The sequence below is a fragment of the Stenotrophomonas sp. 2YAF26 genome (assembly GCF_052114625.1).
Classification (GTDB): Bacteria; Pseudomonadota; Gammaproteobacteria; order Xanthomonadales; family Xanthomonadaceae; genus Stenotrophomonas; species Stenotrophomonas indicatrix.
Genome location: NZ_JBFRFC010000016.1, coordinates 1 through 11,400 on the forward strand (window position 1 = coordinate 1; position 11,400 = coordinate 11,400).

Here is an 11,400-nt window from a genome sequence, read left to right on the forward strand (position 1 = left end):
AACCGCCTCCCTGGTGAAATTAGCGCTATGGAACCACCCGATCCCATCCCGAACTCGGAAGTGAAACGTAGCTGCGCCGATGGTAGTGTGGCCTAAGCCATGCGAGAGTAGGTCATCGCCAGGGTTTATACCCAAAAACCCCGCTGCATGTGCAGCGGGGTTTTTTCTATTAAGTGAAGGCTCTGCTTTTTTGAGTTCCTTCCGCCCCAAGGGCAAGTACGTGAGCTGGCGCTGCAAGCGCTGCTGCAACCGTCTCCCTGGTGAAATTAGCGCTATGGAACCACCCGATCCCATCCCGAACTCGGAAGTGAAACGTAGCTGCGCCGATGGTAGTGTGGCCTAAGCCATGCGAGAGTAGGTCATCGCCAGGGTTTACATCCAAAAACCCCGCTGCTCACGCAGCGGGGTTTTTCTTTGCGCGCGAGAAACCGAAGGTAGTGCCGGCCGCTGGCCGGCAACCTCATGAACATCACGCGGCTGCACGTGCCAGCCGGCCAGCGGCCGGCACTACCGGGGCCCAGCACAACACGCACAAAAAAAGCGGCGCCCAAGGGGCGCCGCCTTTTTTGGAGCTCAACTGCTGGCGGACTTACTTCGCCGCAGCGGCCGGTGCCTTGGCCTTCATCATCGTGTCGCGGGCAGCCTTGAACGGATTGCCTTCGTACCAGTTGGGCCAACGATCGCCGCCGGCCAGTTCCTTGCCAACGCCGTACATCAGCTGCAGGTCCTCGACCGTGCCATCCAGCTTCCAGGTGGCCGGGTCATACTCGTCCTTCGGGCCGTGGTAACGGTTGGAACCGTAGTCTGCGGCGGCCTTGCGACCGGCCTCGACGCCGCCGTCGCGCAGGTCCTCACCGCCGTCGGCATACAGCGCCGGCACACCCGCCTTGGCGAAGTTGAAGTGATCCGAACGGAAGTAGAAGCCGCTTTGTACCGAGGTTTCGCCGTGCAGGGTGCGATCCTGGGCTGCAGCCAGCGGCTTGAGGATGTCTTCCAGCTCCGAACTGCCGAAGCCGGTCACCGTCACGTCCTTGGCGCGACCGGCCACCGACATCGCATCGATGTTGATGACACCGGCGATCTTGTCCAGCGGGAAGGTCGGGTGGGCGACGTAGTACTTCGAACCCAGCAGGCCGGATTCTTCCAGGGTCACCGCCAGGAACACCACCGAACGTTCCGGCTTCGGCTCCTGATGGGCCATCGCTTCGGCCACCTCAAGGATGCCGGCTACGCCGGTCGCGTTGTCGACGGCACCGTTGTAGATGTTGTCGCCCTGTTCGCCCTCGTGCTTGCCGAGGTGATCCCAGTGCGCCATGTACAGCACGGCCTCGTCGGCGCGCTTGCTGCCAGGCAGTACACCCACCACGTTGCGCGACTGCTTCTGCGCGACCTTGCTCTTCAGGTCCACCGAAGCGGTTGCCTTCAGCGGCACCGGCTTGAAGCCGCGCTTGCTGGCATCCTTGTAGGCCTGGTCCAGATCCAGCCCGGCACCGGCGAACAGGGCTTTGGCCGCGTCGGCGCTCAACCAGCCCTGCACCGGCAGGCGCGGCTCTGCATCGTCCTTGGCCGGCAGGTCGTACTGCGGGCCAGCCCAGGAGTTCTTCACCACGTCCCAGCCGTAGGACGCGCCTGCGGTGTCATGCACGATCAGTGCGGCGGCGGCACCCTTGCGCGCGGCTTCCTCGAACTTGTAGGTCCAGCGGCCGTAGTAGGTCATGCGCTTGCCGTCGAACAATTTCTCGTCATCGACATGGAAGCCCGGGTCGTTGACGAACATGACCACGGTCTTGCCCTTCCAGTCCTGGTCGGCGTAATCGTTCCACTTCTGCTCGGGTGCGTCCACGCCGTAGCCGACGAAGACGAGGTCGCTGGCATCGACCTTCACTTCTGTCTGGCCGGTACGGGTGCCCACCACCATGTCGGTGCCGAACTTCAGCTCGCGGGTCTTGCCGTCCTGGGTGAGAGTGAGCACGGTCGACTCATCGGCCGTGGTTTCGGTCATCGGCACGTCCTGGAACCAGCTGTCGCCGTTGCCGGGCTGCAGGCCGATGCGCTGCATCTGGTCGCGGATATAGTTGACCGTCAGTTCTTCACCCTTGCTGCCGGGCGAGCGACCTTCGAACTCGTCAGAGGCCAGGGTCTTCACCATCTCGCCAAAGTCGGCGGCGTTGATCCCGGGAGAGAACGTGTGCGGGGCCGGCTTGGCGGTGCTGTCGGCGCTGGGCGCCGGAGCCGGGGTGTCTTCGCCTTTGCAGGCGCTGAGCGCGGCCGCAGCGGCCAGGCACAGGAGGAGTTTGCGGGGCATCATCGGTTCCTGGAAACACAAGGGACGGCCGCGCAGCGGGCGCGACCGGTATCGGGGAGTATCGCCCAAGCCGCAGGCTCAATCGGCCGGGGCGGTGTCGGTATCGAAGGGAATCGGATCGGCGCCGGTGACCGCGCCGATGCGTGCGCTGCGGTGGACATACAGAACCACTTCGCGCTCGAACAACAGGCTGCCACTGACCACGGCATTCGGCCCGATGATGACCCGCGGCTTGCGACTGGCGGTGAGCGAGACGCTGAAGTTCGGCTTGCGCACATGCACGCCGCCGCCGACCTGCGAGCCGATGCCGACGGTGATGTCGCCATTGACGGTCTCTACGTCCTTGCGCACGCGGCTGCCGACCAGGCCGATGCCGCCGTTGACGGTTTCCACGCCGCCTTCGATCTGGCTGCCCTGGTCGCTGAAGATGCTGCCGTTGACCGTGCTGACATCCCCATGGGCCGTCACTTCGCGGCCGAGGCGGATGCCGCCGTTGACGGTCTCGATGCTGCCGGTGCGGGCACGATCGGCGACCTTGACGCCGCCGTTGACGGTGTCGATGCTGCCGGTTTCCACGCCCTCGCCGACACGGATGCCACCATTGACGGTGTCCAGCTTGCCGTAGCGCTGGCCCGGATCGGCGCTGATGCTGCCGTTGACCTTGCTCACGTCTGCCTGGGCCCAGGCCGGGCCACTGGCCAGCGCAATGCCCAACAGCAGCGGAATGGAGAGAGCTTTCATGGGAACCTCGTTGTTGTGCGGCTGGCAGGCCGCGTGCGGAGATGTCACCATTCCCCGCACGTCTCCGCATCTGCCTGAAGTCACTGGAAAGCCCTTGCGCAACAACGTCTTCCCCTCACGCCGGCATCACATCGCCACCCTGCGCGGTGGACGTTGCCTGTTGCTGGGCATGGCGCTTGCCCTTGCGCTGCCCATGCCTGGTGTGGCGCAGACCTCTTCGGCCCGCGAGGCCGAGCGCAAGCTGCAGAAGCTGCGCACCGAACTGAAGGGCGTGGCGCAGGAGCGCCGGCAGATCGAGGGCCAGCGCGGACAGGCCTCGCAGCAGCTGCGCGAGGCCGATGAAAAAGTCGCACGCAGTGGTCGCACGTTGGCCCAGACCGAGGCGGCACTGCGTGAGCAGAGCAGGGCGCTGGCCGAAGCCGAGCAGCGTCGCAATGCGTTGCAGTCCAATCTGGCAAAACAGAATCGCGAATTGGCAGGCCTGTTGCGTGCGGCCTACCAGATTGGCAACCACGCGCCGCTGAAGCTGTTGCTTTCGCAGGACACGGTGGCCGATGCCAACCGTGCGCTGGCTTATCACCGCTACCTGCAGCGCGAGCGTGCGCAGCGCATCACCACGCTGACGGCCGACCTGAAGGAGCTGGAGACACTGCAGACGCAGATCGCCCAGCGCCAGCAGCACCTGCAGGGTACCCAGCGGGAGCAGAAGCAGCAGGTCGCCACGCTCGCATCGGACCGTCGCGAGCGTGCGCAGACCGTGGCTTCGCTGGAAGAACGCTTCAAGGACAAGCGCGAGAAGGAGCAGGCACTGGGCCAGGATGCCAAGGCACTGGAAACCCTGCTGGCCAACCTGCGCGCTGCTGCGGCCCGTGCAGAGGCAGAGCGCCGTGCCGCCGCCCGCAAGGCTGCCGCCGAAAAGGCCGCCGCCGAGCGCGCGGCGCGCCAGGCCGCCGCGGCTGGCCGTCCACCGCCGCCGCCGACCAAGGTTCCTCCGGCCGTGGCCTCGGCGCCAGCGCCGAAGGTCGGTGGCCTGGGCTGGCCACTGTCGGGCAATCTGCTGGCCCGCTATGGCGGCAAGCTGCCGGACGGGCGCACCAGCAGCGGTGTGTTGATCGGCGCACCTGCCGGAAGCACCGTCACCGCCGTGGCCGACGGCACCGTGGTGTTCTCCGATTGGATGACCGGTTACGGCATGATCCTGATCGTCGACCATGGCAACGGCTACATGAGCCTGTACGCCCACAACGACACCCTGCTGAAGGATGCCGGCGCGCGGGTCAGCCGTGGCGACGCGGTGGCCAAGGTCGGCAACTCCGGTGGCCAGGGCGTGACGGCGCTGTACTTCGAGCTGCGCCGTGGTGGGCAACCGGTCAATCCGGACAGCTGGCTGCAGCGGCGCTGAATTCCGCCTGGCCGCAGCACGGCGGATTCAACGGGAATTTAGCCACGCTTCGCGCATAATCGGTGCATGTGCCTTGGGCACGATGCCATCGTCGACAGGAGTGATCCATGCGCGCAGCCCGTACCGCCACCCTCTTGCTGGCTCTGTTGCCGGCCCTGTCCTGGGCTCAGCACACCGCCCCCATCCCGTTGAAGGAAACTCCCGGGAAGGCGGCGAGCAGCGAGGAGGCGGTGACCTCGAAGGTACCGCTGGACGACATCCGGCGCTTCGTGGCCGTCTACAACGCTGTGCGCGCGGCCTATGTCGACCCGGTCGATGACAACAAACTGATGCAGTCAGCTGTGCGCGGCCTGCTGCTCGACCTCGATCCGCACAGCACCTACTTCAACAAGGAAGATGCGGAGGCGTTCGACGAGCAGGCCAACGGCGCCTATGAAGGCATCGGCGTGGAGCTGCAGCAGCAGCCGGACAACGCCAGCATGAAGGTGATCTCGCCGATCGACGACACCCCGGCGGCCAAGGCCGGCATCCTCGCCGGCGACCTGATCATCGCCATCGATGGCAAGCCGATCAGCGCGATCGATGCCAGCGAACCGCTGCGTGGCCCGGCCGGCAGCAAGGTGGTGCTGACCATCGTCCGCGACGGCAAGCCCAAGCCCTTCGACGTCAGCCTGACCCGACAGACGATCCGCGTGACCAGCGTGCGCAGCCGCCTGCTGGAACCGGGCTATGGCTACATCCGCCTGAGCACGTTCCAGGCCGACACCGGCTCTGATTTCCAGAAGCACCTGCAGCAGCTGCAGAAGCAGTCCGGCGGCAACCTCAAGGGGCTGGTGCTGGATCTGCGCAGCAATCCGGGTGGTCTGCTGACCGCTGCGGTGCAGGTGGCCGATGACCTGCTCGACAAGGGCAACATCGTCAGCACCCGCGGCCGCATCAGCATCAGCGATGCACGCTTCGACGCAACCCCGGGCGACCTGCTGAAGGGCGCGCCGGTGGTGGTGCTGGTCGATGCCGGTTCGGCCAGTGCATCGGAAGTGCTGGCCGGCGCACTGCGCGACAACAAGCGCGCGCGCGTGATCGGCAGCCGCACCTTCGGCAAGGGCTCGGTGCAGACCGTGCTGCCGCTGGACAACGGTGACTCGGTGAAGCTGACCACGGCGCGCTACTACACACCCAGCGGTAAATCGATCCAGGCCACCGGTATCGTGCCGGAAGTGGAACTGAAGGCAGCACCGCGTCCGGAAGACGAGGCATTGCCGGCCAGCCTGAGTGACTACAGTGAAGCGACCCTGCCGGGCCACCTGCGCGGTGACGAGGAAGGCACCGAGGGCTACCACGCAGGCGCCGTGTTGCCGGGCGATGGCCCGATCAACGATGCACTGGCCGAACTGAAGAACCCGGGTTCGGTTGCGGCGCGCTTGAAGGCAGAAGCTGCGAAGGCCGAAGCGGACAAGGCGGCGAAGGTCGCCGCCAAGCCGGCGCCCAAGGCGGAGCCCAAGGCTGAAGCAAAACCGGAAGCAAAACCGGAAGCAAAGCCGGAAGCAAAGCCGGAAGCAAAGCCGGAAGCAAAGCCGGAAGCAAAGCCGGAAGCAAAGCCGGAAGCGAAGCCCGAAGCGAAGCCCGAAGCGAAGCCCGAAGCGAAGCCCGAAGCGAAGCCCGAAGCGAAGCCCGTTCCGGCCCCGGCCACGCCCTGATGGTACGCCGGGCCACGCCCGGCTAACCTCGGTACGTCAAGGAGGCAGCACGATCGCATGTGTCGCCCCATAGAATCGATTCATGGACGATTCGACTCTCACCACCACGATCAGCAATCTGCTTGAGCGCCAGCCAGTGCCGATGGAGCAGGCTGCCGTCCTGATGGAATCGCTGGCGGGCCGCCATCGGATCGATACCCACCTCATCTACTGGTGGGCAAGCGCGCCGTTGATTGTCCAGAAGATTCACTACGACAGCAGTGAGGAAGGCCTCTCCTACCTGGCTGGACTGTTGGCGCAAGTGCAGAGCGAAATCTGCCTGGTGGCATCAGAAGAGCGCGCATCGCCTTGGCCGATGTGGACGCTGCAGGCAAGCGAACTGATTCCTCTGCTGGGCGAGCTGCCGTTCTTCGAGTACTTCCTGGTGTTGAATGACGGCGCAACGTTGCTCTTTGATACCCACCACAACACCTTGGTGGTCAGTCGCGAGTGACGTTTCTGGCATCGTTCCGGATGGAGCAGACCCAGAGCAATGAAGCAGCCTGGCAAGTTCGACTCTACCAAGCGGACGCTAGAACCCGTGCCGCTTGCGCAGTCGCCGTGCGATCGCCGCGCGCACGTACATGCCGTACACCACGCCGAACACGAAGCCCCCGATGTGCGCCCACCAGGCGACCATGCCGAAGGTCGGGCCGATGTAGGCGAACACCACCTGCAGCGCCGCCCACACACCGATCAGCAGATAGGCCGGGGCGCGCACGAACTCCAGGAACAGCCCCAGCGGGATCACCACGCCCAGGCGCGCGCCGGGGAACAGCGCCAGATAGGCACCGATCAATGCCGACACCGCGCCGCTGGCGCCGATGATGATCTGGTCCGGGCTGCCCATGGTGTAGATCGCGACCAGGTTGGAGATCGCCCCGCCCACCAGGAACAGCAGCAGCAACCGCCACGGGCCCAGCACCCGCTCGGCGGGCAGGCCGAAGATCAGCAGGAACACCAGGTTGCCCAGCAGGTGCGACCAGTCGGCGTGCAGGAACAGGGCGGTGAACAGGCGCAGCACGCTGCCGTCCTGCAGGGTTGCCCACCAGTCCAGCGGGTGGGTCAGGCCGGTGGACAGGGCGCCCCAGTCCAGCCACAGGCTTCCGCGGGCATCGTCCGGGCGCGAGATCGACCACAGGAATGCCAGCCACAGTGCCGCAAACAGCACGGGCGTAGCCCAGCGCAGGGTCGCCTTTTTGCGCGAGGGGAGGGAGACAAACATGGCACTAGCCTAGCGTGCGGGCGCTTTTGGCGGGGAAGGAGCCTGTTCAGCTTTTGCGACGAAGAAAGCGCCAGCGCTGTTATTGTTTCATTAACGGCTCTGGGTAATACTCGCATACGGCGTCGTATGTCGGGAGGGGAATCCGGCGCGCTTCGAAAGGCCATCCAGCCTGACGGGCGCAGGCGCACTTAGAGCACCATCACCGCTTACCGGAGAGAGAACTACGATGCAAACTGCTTCTACCATTGCCCGCCTGACCCTGCTGGCCGTCGGCGTTGCCGGTGCGCTGGCCGCCGCCGACGCCAATGCCGCCGCCTTCCAGCTGAAGGAAAACAGCGCCAAGGGCCTGGGCCGCGCCTTCGCTGGTTCCACCTCTGCCGAAGGCGATGCCTCGGTGGTCGCCACCAACCCGGCTTCGATGCGCCTGCTGGAAGGCACCCAGATCCAGGGTGACGTCAGCGCCATCAGCTTCGGCGCCAAGTTCCGCGGCGAAGGCCGCTATGCCAACGGCGCTCCGATTTCCGGCGGCAACGGCGGCGACGCCGGCATGATCGCTCCGGTTCCGGCCGCGTACTTCCACGTGCCGTTCGGCGAGAAGGACAACATGCACTTCGGCGTGTCGCTGACCGTGCCGTTCGGCTTCAAGACCGAATACGACCGTGACTGGGTCGGCCGCTACAACGGCGTCAAGACCGAACTGCAGGCCATCGACCTGGGTGCGGCCTTCTCCTACGACGTCAACCCGTACCTGTCGTTCGGTGCGTCGGTGTTCGCCGAGCGCCTGAATGTCGACCTGACCAGCGCCGTCGACGGCGGTACCGCCATCAACGCCAGCGCCCAGCAGCGCGCTGCCGCCGCTGCACTGGCCGCTGGCCGCACCCCGGCACAGGCCCAGGCCGCTGCCCAGGCCGCTGGCCGCCAGGCCGCACAGCTCGGCTTCTCGCCGGGTACCGCTGATGGTTACCTGCGCATCAAGGGCGACGAAGTGTCCGTCGGCTACACCCTGGGCATGACCGTCAGCCCGGTGGAAGGCACCAACATCGCCTTCAGCTACCGCTCGGAAGTCGAACACAAGATCACCGACGGCAAGGCCGACTTCACCATGACCCCGGCTGCTGCAGCGTTCCTGGCGCAGGCTGCTCCGGGCACCTTCGTCGACAGCAACGGCCGCGCGACCATCACCCTGCCGGCCAGCGCCACCGTCAGCTTCACGCACCGCGTGAACGACCAGTGGAAGATCATGGCCGACGTGTCGCGCACCGCATGGAGCAAGTTCGACGAAGTGCGCGTCGACTACGACTCCAACCAGCCCGACAGCGTGCTGCCGTTCCACTACCGCGACACCACCTTCGCTTCGATCGGTACCGAGTACCGTCTGAACGAGCAGCTGACCCTGCGTGGCGGTCTGGCCTATGACCAGACCCCGACCACCGACGCCCACCGTGACGTCCGCGTGCCGGATACCACCCGCAAGTGGCTGTCGCTGGGCCTGACCTGGGCGCCGTCGGAGAAGATGGAATACAGCGTGGGCTACACCCACCTGTTCACCAAGGATCCGAACATCAACTCGACCTCCGCTACCGCCAACAACGTTGTCGGCAAGTACAAGGTCACCGGCGACGTGCTGGCTGCGTCGATGCAGTACAAGTTCTGATTCCGGCGATTGCCTGAAGCAGTACGAAGGAGGCCCCGCGCAAGCGGGGCTTTCTTTTTTCCGGGGGTCTGCATCCACGCATGGCGTGGATCTACGCGACAATGGCCTGATGGCCGATCGCCGATACCTGAAGAAGATGACCCGCTACTGGGCCGCCGAAGAGGCGAGGGCCACCGTGGCGCTGCAGGATGCGCTCGCATCGGAATGGTTCGACTACTGGCATACCCACTTGGACTGGAAGGGGCGTGGCAATCGCCACGGCAGTGATCGCACCGCCGTTGCCGCCGCGTTGCTGCGGCTGCTCGAGCGCGCGGTGGCCTGCAGGCGGCAGGACACCCAGTGCTGGGTGGTGTTGGCGCCGGATAGCGGCCAGAGCGCGCTGTTCCTGCATTCGCCGAATCCGCAGGGTACGCCTTGGCCGCATCCGTTCGATGGCGTGACCTGGGATATCCAAGCACCGGATTGGCTCGCGCCTGTGATGGCGCCGCACCATCAACTGGGCCGCTGGGGTAGCGCAGAGCCCCGGCTGCTGGTGCGCGTGCGCGCTTGATTTCCATCCACGCATGGCGTGGATCTACTGGCTCAATCCCGCGGGGCGTGGATCTACGCGACAATAGCGCGATGAACCTGTCCGATCCGAACTTCCAGCTGGAGCTGGCTGCCAACATCGCCGTTGCCGGCTCGATCCTGCTGGCTGGTCGCAACAACGTGCATACGTGGTGGCTGGGCATCGTCGGCTGCGCGCTGTTCGCCGCAGTGTTCGAGCGCTCGCACCTGTACGCGGACATGGTCCTGCAGTTCTTCTTCGTGGTCATCAGCGTGTTCGGCTGGTGGCAGTGGCTGCGTGGTGACCATGGCGAGCCGCTGCCCATCACCAGCTTGCCAGCACGCGCGTGGAGCTGGCTGCTGCCGTTGGCGGTGCTGGCGACCTTCGGTTACGGCTGGATGCTGACCCGGCTGACCAATGCGTATGCGCCCTACATCGACTCGGCGGTGCTGGTGTTGAGCGTGATCGCACAGATCCTGATGATGCGGCGCAAGCTGGAATCGTGGTGGGTGTGGCTGCTGGTCAACACCATCGCGGTGCCGCTGTACTACAGCCGCGGGCTGCACCTGACCTCGATCCTGTATGTCGGTTTCTGGATCAACGCGCTGGTGGCGCTGCGTCACTGGCGGCACCTGATGCGCGCCGAAGCGGATACGGGCAGGGCGGCCGATGGCATTGCCTGAGCGGGTACCGCGCGGGTTGGTGGTCGGCAAGTTCTGCCCGCTGCACCTCGGCCACGAGCGCCTGATCGAATTTGCTTCTACACGCTGCACCCAGCTGCTGGTGATCGGGTGGTCTCAGCCGGGTTTTGCCGGCTACAGCGCGGCGCGTCGCGAGCGTTGGCTGCGCGCGCGCTTCCCGCAGGCGACGGTGGCGGTGCTGGATGATGCGCGGCTGGCGGCGTTGTGCAGGCAACAGGGTGTTCCCGTGCGTGCGCTGCCGCAGGACAAGGACAGTGAGCAGGTGCAACGCGCGTTCACCGCATGGCTGTGCGTGGCGCTGTTTGGCGGACCGGTCCAGGCTGTTTTCACCGGTGAAGACTACGGCGATGGTTTCGCTGCAGCCCTGGCGCAGCATTTCAATGCGCCGGTGCAGCACCATCGGCTGGAGCGTTCGACCGACATCGGTCAGGCCAGTGGTACCGAACTGCGCGCCGATCCGCATGCGCATCGACAGGGCCTGAGCCGGTCGGTCTATGCCGACCATGTGCAGCGGGTGGCCTTCATCGGCGGTGAGTCCACGGGCAAGAGCACGCTGGCGCGGGTGCTGGCCGAACGCCTGGGTACGGCATGGGTGCCGGAGTTCGGGCGTACGTTGTGGGAGCAGCAGGGCGGCGAGCTGCAGGCGCAGGATCTGCTGCGTATCGCTGCAACCCAGCCGCAGCACGAGGACCAGGCCGCGCAGCATGCGCATCGCTGGGTGTTCTGCGATACCACGCCGTTGGTGACGCTGGGCTACAGCGGCTGGATGTTCGGCACTGCACCCGAACCACTGCAGCGGGCCGCGGCGCGTGCGTACGACCTGTTGTTCCTGTGCGCCCCGGATATCCCGTTCGAGCAGGATGGAACGCGTGTGGGTGAGGAGTTCCGCATGCGCCAACACGCGTGGTATCTGCAGCAGTTGCAGGCGCGAGGAATGGCGTATGTGCTGCTGGAAGGCGATCTGGAGATGCGTATCGCGCGGGTGCTGGAGGAATTGGTGAGGCGTGCGGACAACCGGTTCAGTGTGCTGGCGGAATGAGTTGCCAGGGGCTGGCAGGCCCGCATCCGCCCAACATGAAAAAACCCCGC

10 protein-coding genes and 2 rRNA genes are annotated in these 11,400 nt (G+C 65.6%); 9 read left to right on the forward strand and 3 right to left on the reverse strand.

The genetic code is table 11. The annotated features are described in order from the left end of the window. Nucleotides 1–9 precede the first annotated feature (9 nt). Nucleotides 10–124 (forward strand): 5S ribosomal RNA (rrf, locus tag AB4Y98_RS16045). A 132-nt stretch (nt 125–256) separates the two neighbouring features. Continuing rightward, nucleotides 257–371, forward strand: a 5S ribosomal RNA gene (gene rrf, locus AB4Y98_RS16050). A 218-nt stretch (nt 372–589) separates the two neighbouring features. Here rrf (AB4Y98_RS16050) and AB4Y98_RS16055 read toward each other — a convergent pair. Together AB4Y98_RS16055 and AB4Y98_RS16060 are read right to left on the reverse strand one after the other, a co-directional pair. Further along, nucleotides 590–2,305, reverse strand: coding sequence for a M28 family metallopeptidase (locus tag AB4Y98_RS16055; RefSeq protein ID WP_312787696.1), 1,716 nt, complete (start codon nt 2,303–2,305; stop codon nt 590–592). A gap of 78 nt (nt 2,306–2,383) precedes the next feature. Next, nucleotides 2,384–3,046 (reverse strand): hypothetical protein, encoded by a 663-nt coding sequence (locus AB4Y98_RS16060; protein ID WP_442244690.1) that lies wholly within the window; start codon nt 3,044–3,046, stop codon nt 2,384–2,386. 169 nt (nt 3,047–3,215) lie between these two features. On the opposite strand from AB4Y98_RS16060, the gene AB4Y98_RS16065 reads away from it, so the two are divergent. The 3 genes from AB4Y98_RS16065 to AB4Y98_RS16075 all read left to right on the forward strand — a co-directional run bounded on the left by AB4Y98_RS16065 (nt 3,216) and on the right by AB4Y98_RS16075 (nt 6,638). Beyond that, the gene (locus tag AB4Y98_RS16065) at nt 3,216–4,448 is read left to right on the forward strand and encodes a murein hydrolase activator EnvC family protein (protein WP_394198230.1); all 1,233 of its coding nucleotides are present in this window, start codon (nt 3,216–3,218) and stop codon (nt 4,446–4,448) included. 107 nt (nt 4,449–4,555) lie between these two features. Then, complete coding sequence (locus tag AB4Y98_RS16070; protein WP_442244691.1) at nt 4,556–6,145, forward strand: S41 family peptidase; 1,590 nt, start codon at nt 4,556–4,558, stop codon at nt 6,143–6,145. 82 nt (nt 6,146–6,227) lie between these two features. Further along, a complete protein-coding gene (locus AB4Y98_RS16075) occupies nt 6,228–6,638 on the forward strand; it encodes a hypothetical protein (protein WP_312787633.1) in 411 nt (136 codons plus the stop codon). Nucleotides 6,639–6,716: 78 nt separating this feature from the next. On the opposite strand, the gene AB4Y98_RS16080 is transcribed toward AB4Y98_RS16075, so the two are convergent. After that, a complete protein-coding gene (locus AB4Y98_RS16080) occupies nt 6,717–7,409 on the reverse strand; it encodes a rhomboid family intramembrane serine protease (protein ID WP_025878304.1) in 693 nt (230 codons plus the stop codon). Between the two features lie 226 nt (nt 7,410–7,635). Between AB4Y98_RS16080 and AB4Y98_RS16085 the strand changes: the two genes are divergently transcribed. The 4 genes from AB4Y98_RS16085 to AB4Y98_RS16100 all read left to right on the forward strand — a co-directional run bounded on the left by AB4Y98_RS16085 (nt 7,636) and on the right by AB4Y98_RS16100 (nt 11,350). Further along, nucleotides 7,636–9,063, forward strand: a complete 1,428-nt coding sequence (locus tag AB4Y98_RS16085) for an outer membrane protein transport protein (RefSeq protein ID WP_025878303.1) — start codon at nt 7,636–7,638, stop codon at nt 9,061–9,063. 109 nt (nt 9,064–9,172) lie between these two features. Next, on the forward strand, nt 9,173–9,613 hold the full coding sequence (locus AB4Y98_RS16090; RefSeq protein WP_442244692.1) for a hypothetical protein: 441 nt from the start codon (nt 9,173–9,175) through the stop codon (nt 9,611–9,613). Between the two features lie 71 nt (nt 9,614–9,684). Next, entirely contained in the window at nt 9,685–10,293 is a 609-nt protein-coding gene (gene pnuC, locus AB4Y98_RS16095; RefSeq protein ID WP_442244693.1) for a nicotinamide riboside transporter PnuC, read from the forward strand. Next, nucleotides 10,280–11,350: an AAA family ATPase gene (locus AB4Y98_RS16100; RefSeq protein ID WP_394123401.1), complete on the forward strand. Its 1,071-nt coding sequence runs from the start codon at nt 10,280–10,282 to the stop codon at nt 11,348–11,350. The genes pnuC and AB4Y98_RS16100 overlap by 14 nt, the downstream gene beginning before the upstream one ends. Nucleotides 11,351–11,400: the final 50 nt, after the last annotated feature.